Source organism: Micromonospora sp. RB23, assembly GCF_053585025.1.
In genome coordinates this window covers 5,646,561-5,669,309 of sequence record NZ_CM132111.1, presented here as the reverse complement: position 1 = coordinate 5,669,309, position 22,749 = coordinate 5,646,561, and the positions used below count along the sequence as shown (strand labels likewise).

Annotated in this window: 20 protein-coding genes; 15 read left to right on the top strand and 5 right to left on the bottom strand. The window is 72.0% G+C overall.

The window, feature by feature from the left end; all coding sequences use genetic code 11:
* Window positions 1-28: 28 nt before the first annotated feature.
* Window positions 29-454 (top strand): nucleoside-diphosphate kinase, encoded by a 426-nt coding sequence (gene ndk, locus ACTFTM_RS25720; RefSeq protein WP_449563002.1) that lies wholly within the window; start codon window positions 29-31, stop codon window positions 452-454.
* 12 nt (window positions 455-466) lie between these two features.
* Here ndk and sigJ read toward each other — a convergent pair whose 3' ends face one another.
* Window positions 467-1,342: an RNA polymerase sigma factor SigJ gene (gene sigJ, locus ACTFTM_RS25715; protein WP_449563001.1), complete on the bottom strand. Its 876-nt coding sequence runs from the start codon at window positions 1,340-1,342 to the stop codon at window positions 467-469.
* Entirely contained in the window at window positions 1,339-1,773 is a 435-nt protein-coding gene (locus ACTFTM_RS25710) for a carboxymuconolactone decarboxylase family protein (protein WP_449563000.1), read from the bottom strand. The genes sigJ and ACTFTM_RS25710 overlap by 4 nt, the downstream gene beginning before the upstream one ends.
* Before the next feature lie 219 nt (window positions 1,774-1,992).
* Between ACTFTM_RS25710 and ACTFTM_RS25705 the strand changes: the two genes are divergently transcribed.
* The 3 genes from ACTFTM_RS25705 to ACTFTM_RS25695 all read left to right on the top strand — a co-directional run bounded on the left by ACTFTM_RS25705 (window position 1,993) and on the right by ACTFTM_RS25695 (window position 7,901).
* Window positions 1,993-3,543: an alkaline phosphatase D family protein gene (locus tag ACTFTM_RS25705; RefSeq protein ID WP_449562999.1), complete on the top strand. Its 1,551-nt coding sequence runs from the start codon at window positions 1,993-1,995 to the stop codon at window positions 3,541-3,543.
* A gap of 398 nt (window positions 3,544-3,941) precedes the next feature.
* The gene (ileS, locus tag ACTFTM_RS25700) at window positions 3,942-7,115 is read left to right on the top strand and encodes an isoleucine--tRNA ligase (protein WP_449562998.1); all 3,174 of its coding nucleotides are present in this window, start codon (window positions 3,942-3,944) and stop codon (window positions 7,113-7,115) included.
* Between the two features lie 96 nt (window positions 7,116-7,211).
* On the top strand, window positions 7,212-7,901 hold the full coding sequence (locus ACTFTM_RS25695) for a lysophospholipid acyltransferase family protein (protein WP_449562997.1): 690 nt from the start codon (window positions 7,212-7,214) through the stop codon (window positions 7,899-7,901).
* 132 nt (window positions 7,902-8,033) lie between these two features.
* Here the strand turns inward: ACTFTM_RS25695 and ACTFTM_RS25690 are convergent, their stop codons facing one another.
* Window positions 8,034-9,554 (bottom strand): hypothetical protein, encoded by a 1,521-nt coding sequence (locus tag ACTFTM_RS25690; RefSeq protein ID WP_449562996.1) that lies wholly within the window; start codon window positions 9,552-9,554, stop codon window positions 8,034-8,036.
* Window positions 9,555-9,706: 152 nt separating this feature from the next.
* On the opposite strand from ACTFTM_RS25690, the gene ACTFTM_RS25685 reads away from it, so the two are divergent.
* From ACTFTM_RS25685 to ACTFTM_RS25650, 8 genes are all read left to right on the top strand, one after another.
* The gene (locus ACTFTM_RS25685; RefSeq protein ID WP_449562995.1) at window positions 9,707-11,710 is read left to right on the top strand and encodes a TIGR03960 family B12-binding radical SAM protein; all 2,004 of its coding nucleotides are present in this window, start codon (window positions 9,707-9,709) and stop codon (window positions 11,708-11,710) included.
* An 87-nt stretch (window positions 11,711-11,797) separates the two neighbouring features.
* Window positions 11,798-12,532 (top strand): TIGR03936 family radical SAM-associated protein, encoded by a 735-nt coding sequence (locus tag ACTFTM_RS25680; RefSeq protein ID WP_449562994.1) that lies wholly within the window; start codon window positions 11,798-11,800, stop codon window positions 12,530-12,532.
* A gap of 131 nt (window positions 12,533-12,663) precedes the next feature.
* Window positions 12,664-15,774, top strand: a complete 3,111-nt coding sequence (locus tag ACTFTM_RS25675; RefSeq protein ID WP_449562993.1) for an Rne/Rng family ribonuclease — start codon at window positions 12,664-12,666, stop codon at window positions 15,772-15,774.
* Window positions 15,775-15,890: 116 nt separating this feature from the next.
* Complete coding sequence (locus tag ACTFTM_RS25670; protein WP_449562992.1) at window positions 15,891-16,376, top strand: hypothetical protein; 486 nt, start codon at window positions 15,891-15,893, stop codon at window positions 16,374-16,376.
* Between the two features lie 167 nt (window positions 16,377-16,543).
* A complete protein-coding gene (gene rplU, locus ACTFTM_RS25665; RefSeq protein WP_007464063.1) occupies window positions 16,544-16,858 on the top strand; it encodes a 50S ribosomal protein L21 in 315 nt (104 codons plus the stop codon).
* An 11-nt stretch (window positions 16,859-16,869) separates the two neighbouring features.
* Window positions 16,870-17,124 (top strand): 50S ribosomal protein L27, encoded by a 255-nt coding sequence (gene rpmA / locus ACTFTM_RS25660; RefSeq protein ID WP_043966727.1) that lies wholly within the window; start codon window positions 16,870-16,872, stop codon window positions 17,122-17,124.
* A 93-nt stretch (window positions 17,125-17,217) separates the two neighbouring features.
* Window positions 17,218-18,693: a GTPase ObgE gene (obgE, locus tag ACTFTM_RS25655; RefSeq protein WP_449562991.1), complete on the top strand. Its 1,476-nt coding sequence runs from the start codon at window positions 17,218-17,220 to the stop codon at window positions 18,691-18,693.
* 70 nt (window positions 18,694-18,763) lie between these two features.
* Complete coding sequence (locus ACTFTM_RS25650) at window positions 18,764-19,213, top strand: GNAT family N-acetyltransferase (protein ID WP_449562990.1); 450 nt, start codon at window positions 18,764-18,766, stop codon at window positions 19,211-19,213.
* Between the two features lie 39 nt (window positions 19,214-19,252).
* Here the strand turns inward: ACTFTM_RS25650 and ACTFTM_RS25645 are convergent, their stop codons facing one another.
* Both ACTFTM_RS25645 and ACTFTM_RS25640 read right to left on the bottom strand, forming a co-directional pair.
* On the bottom strand, window positions 19,253-19,918 hold the full coding sequence (locus tag ACTFTM_RS25645) for a DUF6766 family protein (RefSeq protein ID WP_449562989.1): 666 nt from the start codon (window positions 19,916-19,918) through the stop codon (window positions 19,253-19,255).
* A gap of 72 nt (window positions 19,919-19,990) precedes the next feature.
* A complete protein-coding gene (locus ACTFTM_RS25640) occupies window positions 19,991-20,482 on the bottom strand; it encodes a DUF4383 domain-containing protein (protein WP_449562988.1) in 492 nt (163 codons plus the stop codon).
* A 232-nt stretch (window positions 20,483-20,714) separates the two neighbouring features.
* Between ACTFTM_RS25640 and ACTFTM_RS25635 the strand changes: the two genes are divergently transcribed.
* Genes ACTFTM_RS25635 through ACTFTM_RS25625 form a run of 3 tightly spaced genes read left to right on the top strand, consistent with a single transcriptional unit; the run spans window position 20,715 to window position 22,685 of the window.
* A complete protein-coding gene (locus ACTFTM_RS25635) occupies window positions 20,715-21,539 on the top strand; it encodes a hypothetical protein (RefSeq protein WP_449562987.1) in 825 nt (274 codons plus the stop codon).
* Between the two features lie 31 nt (window positions 21,540-21,570).
* Entirely contained in the window at window positions 21,571-22,038 is a 468-nt protein-coding gene (locus ACTFTM_RS25630; RefSeq protein ID WP_357397623.1) for a phage holin family protein, read from the top strand.
* A complete protein-coding gene (locus ACTFTM_RS25625) occupies window positions 22,035-22,685 on the top strand; it encodes a DUF3618 domain-containing protein (protein ID WP_449562986.1) in 651 nt (216 codons plus the stop codon). The genes ACTFTM_RS25630 and ACTFTM_RS25625 overlap by 4 nt, the downstream gene beginning before the upstream one ends.
* Window positions 22,686-22,749 lie beyond the last annotated feature (64 nt).

Sequence of the window (22,749 nt, the reverse complement as noted above, 5' to 3'; positions counted from 1 at the left end):
CGTTCTGCGCGTACAGGAGGAACCCAGCGTGTCCAGCAACAGCCCGGAAGAGCGCAGCCTCGTGCTGATCAAGCCCGACGCGGTCCGCCGCGGCCTGGTCGGCGAGGTCCTCTCCCGCTTCGAGCGCAAGGGGCTGCGGATCGACGCGATGGCGCACCGGACCATGGACGCCGCGCTCGCGGACGCGCACTACGCCGAGCACGTCGACAAGGCGTTCTATCCGCCGCTGAAGGACTTCATGACCGGCGGCCCGCTGGTCGCCCTCGTCCTCTCCGGCGACCAGGTCATCGACGTGGTCCGTGGGCTGGTCGGCGCGACCGACGGCCGCAAGGCGGCCGCCGGCACGATCCGGGGCGACCTGTCGCTCTCCAACCGGGAGAACCTGGTGCACGCCTCCGACTCGCTGGACAGCGCGAAGCGCGAGATCGCGCTCTGGTTCCCCGAGCTGGGCTGACCGCCCTGCGGTTCAGTCGGTCGGGGGTAGCTTCTCCGGGTTGCCCACCACGTAGACCCCGGTGATCCGACCGGCCGCCGCGGCGACGGTCAACGTGTACCGACCGCCGTCGGCGCGGGTGAGCAGCATGGCCGGTTCGCCGTTCAACTCCAGCCGGCTCGCCGTCCACGAACGGCGCGGACCGTAGATCCCGGCGTAGTACCTGGCGACCCGGTCCGCGCCCCGCACCGGATTGCGCGCGGAGCGGACGCGACCGCCGCCGTCGTTCCACGCCGTGACATCCGCGGCCATCAGCCGGGTGAGCGTCGCCAGGTCCCCGTCGCGGGCGGCGGCGAGGAACGCCTCCAGCAGCCGTTCGCGTTCCGCACGGCTGGCGGTGAAGCGGCTGTTCTCCTGGCGTACGCGCGTCATCGCCCGGTGGTGCAGCTGCCGGCAGTCCTGCGGGGTCCGGTCCAGGATCTCCGCGATCTCGGCGTACGGCAGGTCGAACGCGGTGCGCAGGACGTACACGGCACGCTCCGGCGGGGTGAGCCGCTCCAACACGTGCAGCAGCGCGGTGGACAGCGAGTCACGCAGCTCCGCGCGGTCCAGCGGACCGAACGGCGAGGGCTCGGTCGGCACCGGCTCGGGAAGCCACGGTCCGACGTACGTCTCACGGGTCGCCTGCCGGGACCGCAGCCGGTCCAGCGCGAGCCGGGTCACCACCCGCGACAGGTAGCGGCGTGGCTCCGCCACCGTCGAGCGGTCCACGCCCAACCACCGCAGGTACGCCTCCTGGAGCACGTCCTCCGCGTCGTGCCGGCTGCCGAGGAGGCGGTAGGCGAGCCCGAGCAGCATCGGCCGGTGCGCCTGGAGCGCACCGGCCGCCTCTGCCGCCTCGGTCGTCACACCTGGGCCGGGGGCTCCGTGTGCGTCGTCACGGCGATGCGATTCCACACGTTGATTGTGGCGATCGCGAGGACCAGATCGGCCAACTCCTTCTCCGACCAGACCTTCGCGGCGGCGTCCCACACCTCGTCCGACACTCCGTGCTCGCCGAGCCGGGTCACCGCGTCGGTGAGCGCCAGCGCGGTCTGCTCCCGCTCGTCGAAGAACGACAGCGCCTCCCGCCAGGCGGCCACCGCGAACAGACGTCGGCTCGACTCGCCGGCGGCGAGGGCGTCGCGGCTGTGCATGTCCACGCAGAACGCGCAGCCGTTCAGGATCGACGCCCGCAACTTGACCAGTTCCAGCACGGTGTGATCGACGTTCGCCTGGACGTACTTCTCCAGACCCGACACGGCCTGGTATCCCTGCGGCGCGACCTCGAAAAGCTTCATCCGTTGCACGGCAACCTCCTTGATCGGTTCGACACCGCTACGACGGTCCGCCCGGTCACGCTGTGACAACCGGGACTATGAGCCCGGTCACTCAATGGGGCCGGCCGTCCACTCGCGCCCTTCGGACAACAGGCGTTCCGTCGCCCGTCACCCGGACCGCCGGCCGCGGTCATCTGCGCCCGGTAGACCCACGGGGTCAACCCATGACCGGGAGGAAGCATGACCGAGCTTGATCGACGTACCCTGCTGCGGGCCGGCCTGGTGGCCGGGGCCGGAGTCGCCGGCGGCGCTCTGCTGGGCGGCGCCGGCGCGAACGCCGCTCCGGCCTGGCGGCCGGCGGGACGTCCCGTGCTCACCCACGGGGTGCAGAGCGGCGACGTGACCGCCGACTCGGCGCTGGTCTGGACGCGGGCCGACCGCCCGGGCCGGATGCTGGTCGAGGTGAGCCGCCGACCCGACTTCCGCGGCGCGCGGCAGCTCCGTGGCCCGGTGCTGGGCCCCGGCGCGGACTTCACCGGCAAGGTGCGGCTGCGGGGCCTGCCGGACGCCGAGCGGCTGCACTACCGGGTGCGGGTGGAGAGCCTGGATCGGCACGGGGTGGTGAGCGAGCCGCTGACCGGGTCGTTCACCACCGCGCCGGGCCGGCACCGCCGCAGGGACGTGCGGTTCGTCTGGACCGGGGACATCGTCGGGCAGGGCTGGGGGATCGACCCCGCCTTCGGCGGTCTGTCGATCTTCCGGGCGATGCGCGCGGTCCGCCCGGACTTCTACCTGTGCAGCGGCGACACGGTGTACGCGGACGGCCCGCTCGTCGAGTCGGTGACGCTGCCCGACGGTCGGATCTGGCGCAACCTGGTGACCCCCGAGAAGAGCAAGGTCGCCGAGACGCTGACCGAGTACCGGGGACAGTTCGCCTACAACCTGCTCGACGAGCACCTGCGGGAGTTCGCGGCCGCGGTCCCGCAGATCAACCAGTGGGACGACCACGAGGTGCTCAACAACTGGTACCCGGGGGAGATCCTGGACGACCCGCGCTACACCGAGCAGCGGGTCGACGTGCTCGCCGCGCGGGCCAGACAGGCGTTCCACGAGTGGCTGCCGGTGCCGGACAACGGGCCGCTGTACCGGCGGATCTCGTACGGGCCGCTGCTGGACGTCTTCGTGCTCGACATGCGGACGCACAAGGACCCCAACGACGGCAACACGTACGCCGACCCGAAGCGCGGTCTGCTCGGCCGCGAGCAGCGGGAGTGGCTCATCCGGGAGCTGAAGCGGTCCACGGCGACCTGGAAGGTGATCGCCAACGACCTGCCGATCGGCGTCGTGGTGCCGGACGGTCCGGGGGCGCAGGAGGGTGTGGCGCAGGGCGACCCGGGCGCGCCGGCGGGGCGTGAGCTGGAGTTCGCCGAGGTGCTGCGGGCGACCCACCGGGCCGGGGTGACCGGAATGGTCTTCCTCACCGCCGACGTGCACTACTCCGCCGCGCACCACTACGACCCGGCCCGCGCGGCGGTCGGTGACTTCACGCCGTTCTGGGAGTTCGTCTCCGGCCCGGCGCACGCCGGCGCGTTCGGGCCGAACGCCCTCGACGGCACCTTCGGACCGCAGGCGGTCTTCGTGCACGCCCCGCCGCGGGCCAACACCTCCCCGGCGGAGGGCTTCCAGCACTTCGGCGAGGTACAGATCGACGGCGAGTCCGGTGCCCTGACGGTGAACCTGCGTGACCGCGACGGCGCCTCCCTCTGGACCACCACCCTCCCAACCCCCTAACCCACCCACCCCGGAGATCTCGCCCTGGTGATCAAGAGGTTCGCGTCAGGATCCGGCGCGAAATTGACGCAAACCTCTTGATCATCGGGGGTGGGAGCGGGGGTGGGCGCGGGCGGGGGTTTAGTCGGGGGCGGGGGACCGGGTGGGTCTTGTATCGTTGGAGACCGTAAGGCGATGACCCGGCCATCACCGGTGAGCCTCCGGAAGAACAGCCGGGTGACCGGCCCAGTAGAACCGGACGGGTCCGGCCCGTCACAGCCGGCCAATGAGCGGGCGGTCGATCCTGACCGCCAAGCGGGGTGGTACCGCGGGCCACCCGGGAGCGCCGTCGTCGGCGTACCCGGACGGTTCGTCCTCGCAGACCCACGTTGAGTGAGCTGCGAGGAGAGCGACAGGCGATGGCCTATCCGTTGCACGACCCGACCGCCGCCGGTGTGCCGGCGAGCCCGGACCTGCCCGCGGTCGAGCGCCGGGTGCTGGAGCACTGGACGGCCGACAAGACCTTCGAGGCGTCGGTCGAGGCCCGTCCCGCCGGGACCGACGGCAAGAACGAGTACGTCTTCTACGACGGCCCGCCGTTCGCCAACGGCCTGCCGCACTACGGCCACCTGTTCACCGGCTACGTCAAGGACGTGGTGCCGCGCTACCAGACCATGCGCGGGCGGCACGTGGAGCGGCGCTTCGGCTGGGACTGCCACGGCCTGCCCGCCGAGGTGGTGGCCGAGAAGCAGCTCGGCATCACCAGCAAGGCGGAGATCATCGACCTGGGCGTGGCCCGGTTCAACGAGGCCTGCCGCACCTCGGTGCTGGAGTTCACCCAGGACTGGGAGCGGTACATCAACCGGCAGGCCCGCTGGGTCGACTTCACCAACGACTACAAGACCCTCGACCTGGACTACATGGAAAGCGTCATGTGGGCCTTCAAGACCCTGCACGACAAGGGTCTGATCTACGAGGGTTTCCGGGTGCTGGCGTACTGCTGGCGTTGTGAGACCCCGCTGTCGAACACCGAGACCCGGATGGACGACGTCTACCGGGACCGGCACGACCCGACCCTGACCGTCTGGTTCGGGCTGACCGCCGACGAGTCCGCCCCGGAGCTGCTGCGTGGGCCGGTCAAGCTGGGCGTCTGGACCACCACGCCGTGGACCCTGCCGTCGAACCTGGCGCTGGCCGTCGGCCCGGACATCGAGTACGCGGTGCTCGAGCGCGAGGGTCAGCGGTACGTCGTCGGCGCGGCGCGGCTGGCCGCGTACGCCAAGGAGCTGGACGGGTACGAGCAGGTCGGCACGGTGTACGGCCGGGACCTGGTCGGACGCCGTTACACGCCGCTGTTCGACTTCCTCGTCGAGCAGGCGGGCGAGAACGCGTACCAGGTGCTCGGCGCGGAGTTCGTCACCACCGAGGACGGCACCGGGATCGTGCACCTCGCGCCGGCGTTCGGCGAGGACGACCAGAACGTCTGCAACGCCGCCGGCATCCCCACCATCGTCACCGTGGACGACCACACGCGGTTCACCGCGCTGGTCCCGCCGTACCAGGGTGAGCAGGTCTTCGACGTCAACAAGCCGGTGATCCGGGAGCTGAAGGAGCGGGGGGTGGTGCTGCGGCAGGACACCTACACCCACTCGTACCCGCACTGCTGGCGTTGCGACACCCCGCTGGTCTACAAGGCGGTGTCGTCGTGGTTCGTCGCGGTGACCCGGTTCCGGGACCGGATGGTCGAGCTGAACCAGGAGATCAACTGGACGCCCGGGCACATCAAGGACGGCTCGTTCGGCAAGTGGCTGGCCAACGCCCGGGACTGGTCGATCAGCCGGAACCGGTTCTGGGGCTCGCCGATCCCGGTGTGGAAGTCCGACGACCCGAACTACCCGCGCCTGGACGTCTACGGCTCCCTCGCCGACATCGAGCGGGACTTCGGCGTACGCCTGACCGACCTGCACCGGCCGGCGGTGGACGACCTGGTCCGCCCCAACCCGGACGACCCGACCGGTCAGTCGATGATGCGCCGGGTGCCGGAGGTGCTGGACTGCTGGTTCGAGTCCGGGTCGATGCCATTCGCCCAGGTGCACTACCCGTTCGAGAACGCGGACTGGTTCGAGCACCACTACCCGGGTGACTTCATCGTCGAGTACATCGGCCAGACCCGCGGCTGGTTCTACACGATGCACGTGCTGGCCACGGCGCTGTTCGACCGGCCGGCGTTCCGCAACTGCCTGAGCCACGGCATCCTGCTCGGCTCGGACGGGCGCAAGATGTCCAAGAGCCTGCGCAACTACCCGGACGTCTACCACGTGTTCGACTCGTACGGGTCGGACGCGATGCGCTGGATGCTGATGTCGTCGCCGGTGCTGCGCGGCGGGGACATGGCGGTCACCGAGACGCTGATCCGCGACGCCGTACGCCAGGTGCTGTTGCCGTTGTGGAACGTCTGGTACTTCTTCTCGCTGTACGCCAACGCCGACGGCTACCGGGCCAAGCGGAGGACCGACGCTGAGCCGACCGGCGGCGGAGACGCCGCGGGCACCCTGCTCGACAGGTACATCCTGGCGAAGACCAACGAGCTGGTGTCGACGGTCGGCACGCAGATGGACGCGTACGACATCTCGGGCGCGTGCGCCACCGTCCGGTCCTACCTGGACGCGCTGACCAACTGGTACGTGCGCCGGTCCCGGGACCGGTTCTGGTCCGGTGACGCCAACGCCTTCGACACCCTGTCGACGGTGCTGGAGACGCTCTGCCGGGTGGTGGCGCCGCTCGCGCCGCTGACCGCGGAGGAGATCTGGCGTGGCCTGACGGGCGAGCGGTCGGTGCACCTGACCGACTGGCCGTCCGCCGAGGAGTTCCCGGCCGACCACGACCTCGTGGCGGCCATGGACAACGCGCGGGCGGTCGCCTCGGCGGCGCTGTCGCTGCGCAAGGCCAAGGGGCTGCGGGTACGGCTGCCCCTGTCGACGTTGACCGTGGCGTCCCCGGTGGCGGAGCAACTGCGCCCGTTCGCCGACCTGATCGCCGACGAGGTCAACGTGAAGGCGGTGGAGTTCAGCGCCGAACTGTCCGCGTACTGCGAGCAGGTGTTGACCGTGGTGCCCCGGGCGCTCGGCCCGCGCGTCGGCAAGCAGGTCCAGCAGGTCATCAAGGCGGTCAAGGCGGGCGACTGGGAGCTTGTCGACGGCGCGCCCGTGGCGGCCGGCATCACCCTGGCCGAGGGCGAGTACGAGCTTCGTCTCGTGGCCGCCGACGCCGAGCACTCCGCGCCGCTGCCCGGCGGTGAGGGCGTGGTCGTGCTGGACACCGAGGTCACCCCGGAGTTGGCCGCCGAGGGCCTGGCCCGCGACGTGGTGCGGGTGGTGCAGCAGGCCCGCCGCGACGCCGACCTGGACGTCTCGGACCGGATCGTGGTGTCGGTGTCGGCGTCCGAGGAGGTACGCGCCGCGGTGGCCGCGTACATGGAGTTCGTGTCGGGTGAGGTGCTGGCCGACTCGGTCGACTTCGCCGAGGGCCTCGACGGTTTCGCCGGTGAGGTGGGCGAGGGCGAGCGGGTGACGGTCACCGTCCGTCGATCGTAGAACACGGACGCGGACGCCTCCCACCTCCGTCTGCGGGGTGTGGAGGCGTCCGCTACCGTGACACCGCCTGCTCGCACCTCATCTGCCGGAGGACCAGTGCCCCTGCTCTACACCATCGGCAAGCTCACCGTGGCGCCCGCGCTGCGGTTGGCGTTCCGCCCGACCGTGGAGGGTCTGGAACACGTGCCGGAGACCGGTGGCGCCATCTTCGCCGGCAACCACCTCTCGGTGGCGGACGAGCTGTTCCTCGGCACGGTGGTGCCGAGGCACCTGGCCTTCTGGGCCAAGTCGGAGTACTTCACCGGCACCGGGGCGAAGGGCGCGTTCTCGAAGTTCGTCCTCACCGGTCTGGGCGCGATCCCGGTCGAACGGGCCGGTGGGCGTGCCGCGCTGTCCGCGTTCGACGCCGCCATCCCGGCGTTGCGGGGCGGTGACCTGGTGGTGGTCTACCCGGAGGGCACCCGCTCCCCGGACGGCAAGCTCTACCGGGGCCGGACCGGGGCGGCCCGGCTGGCGATTGCCGCCGGTGTGCCGATCATCCCGGTGGGCACGATCGGCACCGACAGGGCGCAGCCGATCGGGGCACGGGTGCCACGCCCCGGCACCGCCAAGATCACCGTTAAGTTCGGGAAGCCGCTGGACTTCACCGGCCGTCCGGACGATCGCACCTCGCTGCGGCAGATGACCGACGAGGTGATGAGCGAGATCCAGAAGCTCACTGGCCAGGAGTACGTCCCGCGCTACGCCCCGAAGCGCGCCGACGCCGACATGACCGGCGAGGTCTGACCCGAGGTCCCTGCGTCGGGCCGGAACCACTGCTGACAGCGATATACCTGTGAGTCATAAATATGACTCACAGGTATATCGCTATGAAGCCCAAGCCGTCCGCGTAACCTCACACAGCGTTACGGATGCCGCTCAACCCTGCTTGGGCTGAACGATCTGCGTACGCAGGGTGTCCAGCAACGTCGCGCTGTCGGAGACGGAGAGCCGGGTGAACACGCCGGTGGCGATGCTGCCGTGGTCGACCGAGGTGCACACCACCACGTCGCCCTCGGCGGGCCGGCCGATCGCGCAGCGCTCGTACCGACCCCGTACGCCGGTCCGTACCGTCTCGGGCGCCTCCAGCGCGTAGCGCTCACCGAGCCGCGTGATCTCCTCGTCCGCGTCCGCCTCGGGGGTCAGCCGGAAGCCGGTGCCGCCGAAGACGGTCACCTGCTTGCCGTCCGCCGTCCGGTAGACGCCGGCGAAGGTGTCCTCGGCCAGCAGGTGCTCCTGGCGTACCTCTTTCTCCAACTGCTTGGCCGTCTCGGAGCTGCTGTCGTCCTGTCGCAGGCTCAGGTCGGCGACCTGCTCGGGCAGCGCGGCGCTGGCCGGGTACTGGGACGAGATCGGCAGGCCGTAGTAGGCGGGGCAGCCGCAGCAGCAGGCCAGGCTGAGCAGCAGCACCCACGGCCAGCGACGCCGCCGACGTGCCGGCGGAGGCGCGTACCCCCCGGGGTTCTCCCAGCCCGGGGGCGGCGTGGCCGAACGCCGGCCCCGACGCTGCTTCGGCACCCGCGCCGGCGGCGCCGGCCGGACCGGCGCGGCGGGCCGGGCGGCGGTGGGTTGGGGCGGCGGAGCAGGTCGGGCGTGCGGTGGCGGATAGGCGACCGGCGGCAGGTGGGCCGGAGGTGGCTGGACGGGACGCGTCCCGAGCGGCGGCGGCGAGACGGGATGCGCACCGACCGGCGGCGCGGACCACTGCCGGGTGGCCGGCGGCACCGGGTAGTCAAGCGTCGGCGGCAGCGAAGGCAGTTCAGCGGACGGCAGGTTCCAGCCGCCGGTGTCCACCCCGGCCCACGGGTCGACCGGGGTGCGGTGCTCGGGTGGCTGCTCCGGCAGCGGAGGCGGCGGGGTCGGCTCGGCCGACTCTCCCCAGGCGCGTCGACGTGGCAGCGGGGGCGGAACCGGCGCGGACCCGCTCCACCGGGGCGCGGGCGGCGCGGGCTCGGGCGGCGCGGCGGGGGAGTCGGGGCTGTCACCCACGCGCTCGCGGGCCGTGGGCTCGGGCCCGGCGGCCGGCTCGGGCTCGGCCGCCGGCTCCTGGGCCGTCGGGTCCGGCGTGGCCGCGGGCTTCCCGGCCGGCTCCGCCGCGGGCTTTCCGGCCGGCTCCGCCGCGGGCTTTCCGGCCGGCTCGGGCTCGGCCGCGGGCTTCCCGGCCGTCGGCTCCGGCTCGGACAGCGTCGGGTCCGGCGTGGCCGCCGGCTCCGGCGTCGCCGCCTCCGCCGAAGCCGCAGCGGTCGGTTCGGCCGCGGGTTCCGGCTGGTCGGGGGCGGCAGGCTGGTCCGGGGGTACGGGTGGGGAGGTCGACTCGTCGGCGACCGCCGGCGCGTCGTCCGGCTCCGGGCCAGGGGTGCGCCCGTCGGCCGGCCGTGCTCCCGGCTGGGGCTCCGGCATCGCGGCAATCTCCTCTCGCGCCGGTCCGAGGTTAGTACCGTGCCGCCACCACCGCCGCCCGGGCATCGGGGCGCGGGTCCCGGGGCGGCCGGTCGGGCGGCATCGTGGCGTGCGCGCGGCCACCTCCGGGCGGGCGCGTACCCTTGGGCATCATGAGTGCCCCGTCCATGACTCCCCGCGCGGCCGCGACCAATTCGGGCGACGACTCCAGCTCGGAGCCGTCGATCTGGCCCCGGCTCGAGCCGTTGCTTCCGCAGGTCTCCAAGCCGATCCAGTACGTCGGCGGTGAGCTGGGCGCGGTCGTCAAGGACTGGGACGCGGCGACGGTGCGCTGGGCGCTGATGTACCCCGACGCGTACGAGGTGGGCCTGCCCAACCAGGGCGTGCAGATCCTCTACGAGGTGCTCAACGAGCTGCCCGACACCCTCGCCGAGCGGACGTACGCGGTCTGGCCCGACCTGGAGAGCCTGATGCGCACGCACGGCGTGCCGCAGTTCACCGTCGACGCGCACCGGCCGGTGCGCGGGTTCGACGTGTTCGGCATCTCCTTCTCCACCGAGCTGGGCTACACCAACATGCTCACGGCGATCGACCTGGCCGGCATTCCGCTGCTGGCCGCCGACCGCACCGACGCCGACCCGGTGATCGTGGCCGGCGGGCACGCCGCGTTCAACCCGGAGCCGATCGCCGACTTCATCGACGCCGCGGTGCTCGGCGACGGCGAGGAGGCCGTCCTGGAGATCACCGCGATCGTCCGGGAGTGGAAGGGCGAGGGCTCCCCGGGTGGCCGCGACGAGCTGCTGCTGCGGCTGGCCCGCACCGAGAGCGTCTACGTGCCGCGCTTCTACGACGTCGACTACCTCCCGGACGGGCGGATCCAGCGCGTCGTGCCGAACCGGGCGGACGTGCCGTTCCGGGTGCACAAGCGCACGACGATGGACCTGGACGCGTGGCCGTACCCGAAGAAGCCCCTCGTGCCGCTGGCCGAGACGGTGCACGAGCGGTACGCCGTGGAGATCTTCCGGGGCTGCACCCGGGGCTGCCGCTTCTGCCAGGCCGGCATGATCACCCGCCCGGTGCGGGAGCGGTCGATCACCACCGTGGGGCAGATGGTGCGTGAGGGCCTGGAGTTCTCCGGCTTCTCCGAGGTGGGCCTGCTGTCGCTCTCCTCGGCCGACCACTCCGAGATCGGCGACATGTGCTCGGGCCTCGCCCAGCAGTACGAGGGCACCAACGTGTCGCTGTCGCTGCCGTCGACCCGGGTGGACGCCTTCAACATCGACCTCGCGCAGGAGCTGTCCCGCAACGGGCGGCGTACCGGTCTGACCTTCGCCCCGGAGGGCGGATCGGAGCGGATCCGCAAGGTCATCAACAAGATGGTGTCGAAGGAAGACCTGATCCGCACGGTCGTCACCGCGTACAGCAACGGCTGGCGGCAGGTGAAGCTCTACTTCATGTGCGGCCTGCCCACCGAGACCGACGAGGACGTCCTCGAGATCGCGGAGATGGCCCACGAGGTGATCCGGGCCGGTCGGGCCGCCACCGGCTCCAAGGACATCCGCTGCACGGTCTCGATCGGCGGGTTCGTGCCGAAGCCGCACACCCCGTTCCAGTGGGCCTCCATGGAGCGCCCGGAGGTCATCGACGGCCGGCTCAAGATGCTCAAGCAGGCCATCAACGCGGACCGTTCGCTGGGTCGGGCGATCGGCTTCCGCTACCACGACGGCGAGCCGTCGCTGATCGAGGGACTGCTCTCCCGCGGTGACCGCCGGGTCGGCTCGGTGATCCGCAAGGTCTGGGAGAACGGCGGCCGGTTCGACGGGTGGAGCGAGCACTTCTCGTACCAGCGCTGGGTGGACGCGGCGGCCGAGACGCTGCCCGCGTTCGGGGTGGACCTCGACTGGTACACCACCCGCCAGCGCGACGAGCTGGAGGTCCTGCCCTGGGACCACCTGGACTCGGGCCTGGACAAGGACTGGCTCTGGCAGGACTGGCAGGATTCGGTCAGCGGGTTCGAGCAGGACGACTGCCGGTGGACGCCGTGCTTCGACTGCGGCGTGTGTCCCTCCATGGACACCGAGATCCAGATCGGCCCGACCGGCAAGAAGCTTCTGCCCCTGACGCCGATCACCCCCCTGAGAACCCCCGCCTCCTGACCCGGTTCCGGGCGGTTGCGGTGCTGAGTTTCGAGGAGCGAGACGATCAGTAAGAGAAATCAGCCGGAGGGTGGGCAGGCGCCGGTCGTGCAGCGTGCCCGCATCCGGTACGCCAAGCGTGGGCCGCTGCGGTTCACCTCGCACCGGGACTTCGCCCGGGCCTTCGAGCGCGCGCTGCGCCGTGCCGCCGTGCCGATCGCCTTCTCCCAGGGCTTCACCCCGCACCCGAAGATCTCCTACGCCAGCGCCGCCCCGACCGGGGTGGCGAGCGAGGCGGAGTACCTGGAGATCGGCCTCCAGACGCCGGTCGAACCGGAGGCGCTGCGGGCCGCGCTCGACGCCGCGCTCTCGCCCGGTCTGGACGTGCTGGAGGTGGTGATCGCCGAGGGTGGCAGCCTGGCCGACCGCATCGAGGCGTCGCACTGGCGCATCGAGCTGCCCGAGGTCTCCACGGCGACGCTACGCGCCGCCGTGGACGCGTTCACCGCCGCCGACGAGGTGATGGTCGAGCGGATGACCAAGCAGGGACGACGGACCTTCGACGCCCGCGCGGCTGTCATGTCTATCGATGTCCTTTCCCCGACGCCGACGCCTTCCGGGGTGCCGGCCGTACCGTGTGCGATACTCGAACTGGTCGTGCGGCAGGTCACCCCGTCCGTGCGGCCCGATGACGTCCTTTCCGGCCTCCGCGTGGTGGCCGACCTGGAGCCGCCGGTCTCGCCGAGGGTGACCCGGCTGGCTCAGGGCACGCTGACCGCGCAGGGTGCGATCGTGGATCCGTTGGATGCGGACCGCGGCGGGGCAGCCATCGTTGGGCACTGACCGACGGTCAGCGCTCTTGCAGGCAGACTTCGGCGGTCGCGCACCATGCGCGCCCGGCGGAAACACTTTTGCGGCGACCCTGCGTGGCAGCGCTCACCCGCGCCCGGGGCAGCCAGAACTGGAGAACGTCCATGCTCGAGAACGAGCCCGAGGGCGGCGAACGGACCGGTTCACAGCCGGCCGGTGACATCGCTGCGCAGAACAGCACCACCGACAGCACCGCCGGCACGGAACAGGTCGCCGGCACGGAGCAGGTCGCTGCCGAGAGCGCCGAGCCCGCCGCGCCTCCGCGACGGGCGCGGACCACCCGACGTCGGGCGGCCCCGCTCAACCAGCCGGAGCAGGCCGAGGCGCCCATCGAGGCGTCCACCGGTGGGGTCGGCGCCGTCGAGTCGCCGCAGGCGGAGGTTTTCGCCCCGATCTCCGGCGACCAGGACGTCGCCCCGAAGACCCCGCGCCGCCGCCGCAAGGCCGCCCCGGTCGAGACGACCGCCGAGGAGCCGCTGGTCGCGGCCAGCGCGGAGCTGGCGTCGCCGGAGGTCGTTCCTCCGGTCAAGGTGACCCGTACCCGGCGCAAGAAGGCGACGCCGCCCGCCGTCGCGGAGCCCGAGCCCGCCGTGGCCGCGGAGCCGGCCGTCGAGGAGCCGCCCGCCGTCGCCGAGCCCGAGCCGTCCGCTGCCGCGCCCGAGTCCGAGGCGGCCGGCCCGGCCGACGAGCCCGCCGACGAGAACCCGGCGGAGTCCGACCTGCGCGAGGCCGAAGCCGAGCTGAACGAGCCGCCGACCGCGCCCGGGGCAGGCGTCGCCGAGCAGGCGCTCGGCGACGTGTCGCCCGGTGTCGCCGTGGCGAACGTGACGGACGAGCCCATCGAGCCGGCCGAGGCCATCGAGGCGGAGCCGCCCAGGACCCGCCGCCGTCGGGCCGCCCTCTCCGCGCCCACCGTGTTGTTCATGGCGCCCCAGCCGGACGCCGTGCCGGTGACCCGCCCGGCGGAGCCCGCACCGGTCGCCGAGGAACCGGTCGTCGAGGCCGAGCCGTCGCGTCGGCGCCGGCGTGGCCGCCGCGACGTGGAGCCGGTGGAGCCGATCGAGGCCGTCGAGGCCGAGGAGGAGCCGACCGAGGAGCCCGACGAGGCCACCGAGGCGGACGAGGACGACGAGGACAGCGCCGCCGCGCGCCGTCGCCGTCGCCGTGGCCGCCGTGGTCGGGGCCGGGGCAAGGGCGGGGCCGACGAGGCCGAGGACGAGGAGTCCGACGAGGCTGCGCAGGCCGAGGAGGAGACCGCCGAGGCCGAGGCCGAGGGGGAGAGCGACGAGGACGAGGAGTCCGAGGGCGGGGACGGGATGACCCGCCGTCGCCGCCGTCGCCGTCGCCGCGGCGCGGGTGACACCGAAGGCGCCGCCGACGACGGCGTGCCGACCGTGGTCAAGATCCGCGAACCCCGTCGTACGGTCGACGAGGTCCAGGGCGTGTCCGGCTCGACCCGGCTGGAGGCCAAGCGCCAGCGTCGCCGGGACGGCCGGGAGCAGCGGCGTACGCGGCCCCCGATCCTCAGCGAGTCGGAGTTCCTGGCCCGCCGGGAGGCGGTGGACCGGGTGATGGCGGTCCGGCAGCGCGGCGACCGCACCCAGATCGCGGTCCTGGAGGACGGCGTGCTGGTCGAGCACTACGTCACCCGCAACTCCTCCGGCACGATGGCCGGCAACGTCTACCTGGGCAAGGTGCAGAACGTGCTGCCCAGCATGGAGGCGGCGTTCGTCGACGTCGGCCGGGGCCGCAACGCGGTGCTCTACGCCGGCGAGGTCAACTGGGACACCTCCGGGCTGGAGGGGCGTGCCCGCTCGATCGAGCAGGCGCTGCGCTCCGGCGACTCGGTGCTGGTGCAGGTCACCAAGGACCCGATCGGGCACAAGGGCGCGCGGCTGACCAGTCACATCGCGCTCTCCGGCCGGCACCTGGTCTACGTGCCCAACGGCAACGCGTCCGGGATCAGCCGCAAGCTGCCGGACACCGAGCGCAAGCGGCTGCGTGACGTGCTCAAGAAGCTGGTCCCGGACGGCGCCGGCGTGATCGTCCGTACGGCCGCCGAGGGCGCCAGCGAGGACGAGCTGGCCCGCGACGTCAAGCGGTTGCAGGCGCAGTGGGAGGACATCCAGGCCAAGGCCGCCGAGGGCGGCGCGCCGGTGCTGCTGTACGAGGAGCCCGACCTGGTCATCCGGGTGGTCCGGGACCTGTTCAACGAGGACTTCCGCGAACTGGTCATCGAGGGTGAGCAGTCGTACGGCATGGTCGAGTCGTACCTGTCGCACGTCTCCCCGGACCTGGTCGACCGGGTCCGTCGGCACGTCGGGACGAACGACGTGTTCGCCGAGTACCGGATCGACGAGCAGATCATCAAGGGGCTGGACCGCAAGGTGTTCCTGCCCTCGGGTGGCTCGTTGGTGATCGACAAGACCGAGGCCATGACGGTCGTCGACGTGAACACCGGCAAGTACACCGGCTCCGGCGGCAACCTGGAGGAGACGGTCACCCGCAACAACCTGGAGGCGGCCGAGGAGATCGTCCGCCAGCTCCGGCTGCGGGACATCGGCGGCATCGTGGTGATCGACTTCATCGACATGGTGCTCGAGTCGAACCGGGAGCTGGTGCTGCGCCGGCTCACCGAGTGCCTGGGTCGGGACCGCACCAAGCACCAGGTCACCGAGATCACCTCGCTCGGCCTGGTGCAGATGACCCGTAAGCGGATCGGCGCGGGCCTGCTGGAGGCGTTCAGCGAGACCTGCGACTGCTGCAAGGGCCGGGGCGTCATAATCCACACCGAGCCGGTGCCGGAGAAGCCGCGCAACGGCGGGACCGCGGAGAAGGTCAAGGCGGTCGCGTCGTCGGCGCCGGCCGCCCCGGCCGCCCCGGCCGCGGAGAACGGCACGCCGTCCTCCCGCCGGCGGGCGCGCAAGAGCGCCCCGGCCGAGCGCGCCGTGGTCGAGGTCGTCGACACCGACAACCGCGCCGAACCGGACGCCGACTACCAGGACACGATGGGGTACGACCTCTCCCGGTACGAGACCGAGACGGAGGCCGCTCCGGCGGTGTCCGACAGCCAGCGGGGTGAGTCCTCCCGACTGGCCGCCGCGGACGACCCGGACGCTCTCGCCGACGCCGACGGCGACGAGGAGGCCGCCGAGGGTGGCGCCGGACGTCGTCGTTCCCGCCGGGGTGGCGCCCGCCGGCGGACCCGCCCCTGACGGCTGACCGGCCCGGTGTTTGACGAGGTCCCTTTCCCGGCAATGTGACGGGGGAGGGACCTCACCGCTTCGGTCACCCCGACCCGGCGGCGGTCGGCCCCGGTCAGGAGAAGAAGATGCGTCGGCTGCTCGCTCGTACCCTGCTGGTGGTCGTACTCGTGGCCGGAGCGGGCTGCTCCGACGGCCGCTCGGGCGGCGCGGGCCCGACCGGCGCGGCAGGGGGCTCCGGGTCGACGGGTCCGGTCGGTACGCCGCTGGGCGGTGGCGCGGCGGGCGGTGACGCCCAGGTCTGCGCCGAGGCGCGGCGGGCCGGGGTCACCGCCGTCCGGGAGTACGTCGAGGAACTGGGCCGGATGATGGCGGCGGTGGGCGCGGGCGACACCGTGACGGCCGACGCGGCCCGGACCCGGGCGCAGGGGGCCCTGGCCGGCTGGCGGACCGCGCTGCGGGAGCAGGGGGCACGGGCCGCCGACGCGCAGCTCAGGACGCTGCTCAGTGACCTCGGCATGGAGGTCGCCGCGCTCGGCGTCGACGTCGAGTCGATCGACGAGACCGAGTTGGATCGGCTCCAGCAGCGCCTCGATCAGCTCTGCGCCCGGTGACCAGGGCGGGCCGGTTTGGGGTCCACAGCGGGGATGGCGTACTCTTGCCTACGGCCCACCTTTGGTGTGCCGAGTTCCCGTGTGCCCGCGCCGCCGTGCACTGCTACCCGGCGAGCCGCCGCGGGGACGACCAGTCAGCAGCCTCAACGACAGGGAGTCCGCCTCCGATGTACGCGATCGTCAAGACCGGCGGCAAGCAGTACAAGGTCGCCGAGGGCGACGTGATCGAGGTCGAGAAGCTCACCGGTGCCCCCGGTGACGCGGTGAAGCTCACCGCGGTGCTCCTCGTCGACGGTGACGACCTGGTGACCGACGCGGCGAAGCTTGCCGAGGTCGCGGTGTCCGGCGAGATCGCCGCGCACACCAAGGGCCCGAAGATCCGGATCCACAAGTTCAAGAACAAGACCGGCTACCACAAGCGCCAGGGTCACCGCCAGCCGTTGACCCAGGTCAAGGTGACCGGCATCTCCAGCGGGAAGTAGGTCGTCCTCCAATGGCTCACAAAAAGGGTGCGTCCAGCTCGCGTAACGGTCGTGACTCCGCGGCCCAGCGACTCGGCGTGAAGCGCTTCGGTGGTCAGGTCGTCAGCGCCGGTGAGATCCTCATCCGGCAGCGTGGCACCAAGTTCCACCCCGGTGACCTGGTCGGCCGTGGCGGCGACGACACGCTGTTCGCCCTGGCCGCCGGCTCGGTTCTGTTCGGCACCAAGCGCGGTCGCAAGACCGTCAGCATTGTTCCGCAGCAGTAGTTCTCTTCGCTGAGCGGGCCGCGGACCTCCGGGTCCCGGCCCGCTTGGTTTTTTCGAAGTGCGGGGTCGACCCTCGCTGGAAGGATTGACGCCGTGGCGACGTTCGTTGACCGGGTCGTCCTGCATCTGCAGGCCGGCGATGGTGGGCACGGTTGTGTCTCGATCCACCGCGAGAAGTTCAAGCCCTTCGGTGGGCCGGACGGCGGGAACGGCGGGCACGGCGGCAGCGTGTCGCTGGTGGTCGACCCGCAGGTGACCACGCTGCTCGACTTCCACTTCCACCCGCACGTCAAGGCCGACAACGGCAAGGGCGGCGCCGGGTCGAACCGGGACGGGGCCAACGGCCACAACCTGGTGCTCAAGGTGCCCAACGGCACCGTCGTGCAGACCACCGACGGCACCGTGCTGGCCGACATGGTCGGCGCCGGCACCACCTTCGAGGTGGCCCGGGGCGGGCGCGGCGGGCGCGGCAACGCCTCCCTGGCCAACGCCCGGCGCAAGGCGCCCGGCTTCGCCGAACTGGGCGAGCCCGGCGACCAGCTCGACATCGTGCTGGAGTTGAAGAGCGTCGCCGACGTGGGCCTGGTGGGTTTCCCGTCGGCCGGCAAGTCGTCGCTGATCTCGGTCATCTCCGCCGCGAAGCCGAAGATCGCCGACTACCCGTTCACCACCCTCGTGCCCAACCTCGGCGTGGTCCGGCTGGACAACCACACCTTCACCGTCGCCGACGTGCCGGGTCTGATCCCCGGCGCGGCCACCGGTAAGGGCCTGGGCCTGGAGTTCCTGCGGCACATCGAGCGCTGCGCGGTCCTGGTGCACGTGATCGACTCGGCGACCCTGGAGCCGGGCCGCGACCCGGTCGCCGACATCGACGCGATCGAGGCCGAGCTGAGCCAGTACGGCGGGCTGGCCGACCGCCCCCGACTGGTGGCCGTCAACAAGGTCGACGTGCCGGACGGCCGGGACCTCGCCGAGATCGTCCGCCCCGACCTCGAGGAGCGGGGCTACCGGGTGTTCGAGGTCTCGGCGGCCACCCGGGAAGGGCTCAAGGAGCTGACGTACGCGATGGCCGAGCTGGTCGAGGCCGAGCGTAAGGCCACCCCGCCGGCCGAGCCGACCCGGATCGTGATCCGGCCGATGGCCGTGGACGACGCCGGCTTCACCATCACGGCCGAGGCCGACGGGTCGTTCACCGTGCGCGGTGTACGCCCGGAGCGGTGGGTCAAGCAGACCAACTTCGACAACGACGAGGCGGTCGGCTACCTCGCCGACCGGCTGGCCCGGCTCGGCGTGGAGGACAAGCTCGCCAAGGCCGGTGCCGAGCCCGGTGACCTGGTCCGGATCGGTGAACGCGAGTTCGACTGGCAGCCGACGCTCTACGCGGGCGTGGAGTTCGTGCCCGGTAACCGGGGCACCGACGTACGCCTGGAGGAGAAGTCGAGCCGGGCGTCGGCGGCGGAGCGGCTCGCCGCGCGCAAGGCCCGCCGGGTCCGCCCGGAGGACGAGGTCGGCGCGGACGAGATCGGCGCGGACGTGGGCGACGACGACATCGAGGACGACGCCGAGTAGCCGGTTGCGCTCCGTGATCGGGTTGACTGCCGGAAACCTCCGCGAAATCCATCCCACCTAGCGTCGGGTGATGCTGATCGAGTCGCGGCCCGCCATCGATCCCGAGATCGCCGCCCTGGTCGTCGCCCAGCAGCGTGAGCTGCGCGAGGCCGACGGCGGGTTGGACGGGCAGGTCACCGCCACCCACGACGACGTTCGCTACCTGGCGGTGGTGGTGCGCGGACGAGCGGTCGCCTGCGGCGGACTCCAGTCGCTCGACGCCGTCACCGGCGAGATCAAGCGGATGTACGTCCGGCCGGCGTACCGGGGCAGGGGCATCGCCCGGCAACTGCTCGCCGCCCTGGAGGAGTGCGCGTTCCGGCAGGGGCACACGGTGGTCTGCCTGGAGACCGGCACGTACCTGCCGGCGGCCATCGGGCTGTACACGTCGTGCGGCTACGAACCGATCCCGGTGTACGGCGAGTACGTCGGCAACCCGTACAGCGTCTGCTTCGCCAAGCGGCTCCCGGTCGCGGCCTGACGGCCGCCGGCGGGCGGCGGTCGTCCGGGTGGCGCGGCCTCAGGCGCCGGTCTCGGCGTGCGCCACGGTGACCGGCTTCGACTCCGGCGACGCGTGCTGGCGCAGCACGATGCTCAGCAGGATCAGTGCGCCGACCGCCAGGAACTCGCTCTGCCAGTTCTGCATGGACTGGAACCAGAAGTCGCTCGTGCCCAGGAAGTCCCACACGCCGATCGGCGGCGCTCCGCTCTGCAACGCCTGTTCCTGGTTGTACGCGGCCGTGCCGCCGAGCAGGTGCCCGACGAACGAGCCGGCGAAGATCAGCAGCAGCGCGATGGAGAGGCTGTTGCGGTAGACCACCAGGGGCAGGCCACCGGCGCGTACCGGCCACGGCGACCGCGCGGTGGCCCGGCGCTCGTCGTCCTCCGGCCGGTCGGTCTGGTCGACCGGCTTCGACTCGGCCGAGCCGCGCTGCACCAGATACGCGGTGAGCAGCACGTACCCGCCCATCTGGAGGAACTCCGACTCCCAGTTCTCGAAGACGGCCTCGGCGAAGTGCCCGCTGGCCAGGTACGCCGGCCAGCTCAGCGGTGCCGCCCCGAACTCGACCAGCTCCTCGTTGTGGGTCTGCCAGCCGAAGATGCTCTGGAGGACCAGGAACACTCCGAAGGCGCCCAGCATCGCGGCGGCGAGCGCGTTGTCGCGTATCCAGCGAGGCATCGTCATCGACCCCCTTCACGGATCATCACCCGTGACGTACCCCGCTCACCGTCGCCGTCAAACGCGCGGAGCCGCAGCTCAGGGCCGGTCGATCGGGGTGTCGAGGCGTCCGCCCGTCCCGGCCTCGTTCGACAACAGCAGGCCGAGCGCGAGCATGCCGAAGCCGAGCGCGAGGTGCAGCCAGTTGTCGGCGTCGTTGACCGGGAGGATGTTCGCGCCGCCGTCCTCGTCGACGGCCTCGATCGCCAGCCCGTACAGCCAGAGGGCGAGGTAGATCGCGCCGCCGCCGGCCAGGAAGAGCCGCGCGCCGGCGACGCTGCGGGCCAGCGCCAGACCCGCCAGCCCGAACAGCAGGTGTACGGCATTGTGCAGGATCGAGACCTGGAACACGCCGAGCAGCTTGGCGTCTGAGTGGTGCCCGGCGAAGGTCAGCTCGCCGTAGTCGGTCGTGATGCCGGGGATGTAGCCGAGGACGCCGATCAGCAGGAAGACCCCGGCCACGACCAGCGCGGCGACCTGCACCCGGGGTCGGTGCGCGGCAGGCCGGCCGCCCCGCGCGTCTCGTGCCATCGGTGCCCCTTTCATGGATCTGCCCGGTCCCGCGAACGTCGCTGTCCGCAGCGGCGACGTGACGCAGCCCGACGATCCTCCATTTTGAAGTCCGTCCCGGCAGTCGCGCAGAGAAATGCACGAACAGGTATGGAAGCCGAAACGGAGGGTAGGTGAGTCGTCAGCGGCCACGGCGACACGGCCGCATCCCCCCAGTACAACCGCGAAGACACTTCCGAGCGGAAGGGAAATCATGACTTACGATCTGTCACCCACGTCCTCCACGTACGGGCAGGAGTCCACCAACGGCGGCGGCGTCCGCGAGCAGGCCCGGCACGTCGGGTCCGAGGCGGCACACGCCGGTGGCGCGGTCGCCCAGACCGCCAAGGAGCAGGGCACCGAGGTCGGCCGTGAGGCCGTCCGGCAGGCCCGCAACCTCTACGGCGAGGCCCGCACCCAGCTCGCCAGCCAGACCGGTGAGCAGCAGCGCCGCGCGGCCGGCGGTCTGCGGTCGATCGCCGACGAGATGCGCTCGATGGCCGAGCAGGGCGGCCAGGCCGGTCCGGTGAGCGAGCTGGCCCGCCAGGCCGCCGACCGGGTGCACGGCGTGGCCGGCTGGCTCGAGGAGCGCGAGCCCGGCGACCTGATCAACGAGGTACGCGACTACGCGCGGCGCAACCCGGGCACCTTCCTGGTCGGCGCGGCGGTGCTCGGTGTGCTGGCCGGTCGTCTGACCAAGGGCATCTCCGCCGCCGGTGACGACTCCGGCAACGGCTCCTCGGGCTACCGCGGCGCCGGGGCGTACGACCCGGAGCGCACCGCGGTGATCCCCACGCCGCCGCCGGCGCCCCGTACGGCCGCGGACGCCACCCCGGCCGGCGGCTACCTCGACCCGACCCCGGGCACCTACACCGAGCCGACCTCCGGCGGTTACGCCGACCCGACCCCGGGCGGCTACAGCGACCCGGCCCGTCAGGGTGGCTACACCGAGCCGGCGAGCACCGGTCAGCCGCTGCCGCCGGTGACCCAGACCGACCCGCTGCCGGGCGTGCCGTCCAGCGGCAGCCCCCGCCCGTGAGGCGCCGAGTCATCCGAAGGGAGGCGGCGGCATGAGCATGCCGACGCAGGGGTCCGGACTGGACTCCGGGTACCACCCCGACGCGGGTGCCCCGCACACCGCGGCCGAGGTGAAGGGCAGCTCGCTCGGTGACCTGATGCGTCAGGTCACCACCGACCTGTCGACGCTGATGCGCCAGGAGGTCGAGCTGGCCAAGGCCGAGATCCGTCAGGAGGGCAAGAAGGCCGGCAAGGCGGCGGGCCTCTTCGGCGGCGCCGGCTTCGGCGGCTACATGGTGGCCCTCTTCGTGTCGATCGCCATCTGGCAGTTCCTGGACAACGTCATGGACTCCGGCCTCGCCGCGCTCATCGTGGCCGTGGTCTGGGCCGTGGTCGCCGCCGTCCTCTACTCGGCGGCCAAGAAGAACGCCCAGCACGTACGCGGGCTCAAGCAGACCAACGACAGCGTGCAGCGGATCCCCGACGCGCTCAAGCCCCACCCGGAGGGAGTCACCCGATGAGCACCGATCCCGACCAGATCCGCCGGGAGATCGAAGCCACCCGCAACAGCCTCAGCTCCGATGTGGACGCGCTGGCGTACAAGGTCAGCCCCAGCCGCATCGTCGACGACCGTAAGCAGCGGGCGCGTTCCGCGCTGCAGAATGTGAGGGACAAGGTCATGGGAACCGCTTCCGACCTCGGCCACGGCACCGGCCACGCCGCCCACTCGGTGGGCGACCGGGCGTCGTCGGCGGCGTCCAGCGTCAGCGACGCCGCGCACTCGGCGGCCTCCTCGGTCAGCGACGCCGCCCACAGCGCGCCCCGCGTGATCCGGCAGAAGTCGCAGGGCAATCCCCTCGCCGCCGGCCTGATCGCCTTTGGCGTCGGCTGGCTGGCCTCCTCGCTGATCCCGGCCTCCCGCCGGGAGCAGCAGGCGGCCGCCCAGGTCAAGGAGAAGGTCGGCGAGCACAGCGGCGTCGTCAAGGAGAAGCTGAGCGAGGTTGCCAGCGAACTCAAGGACGAGCTGCGCGAGCCGGCCCAGCACGCGGCCGAGTCGGTGAAGTCCACCGCCCAGGACGCCGTGCACGCGGTCAAGGACGACGGGAAGTCGGCCGCCCAGGACGTCAAGGACCAGGCCCAGCAGGCCCGCCAGCAGGTCAGTTCCTGAAGACACCGACGTCGACGACGGCTCGCGGCCACTCCGGTGGCTGCGAGCCGTCGCCGTATCTCCC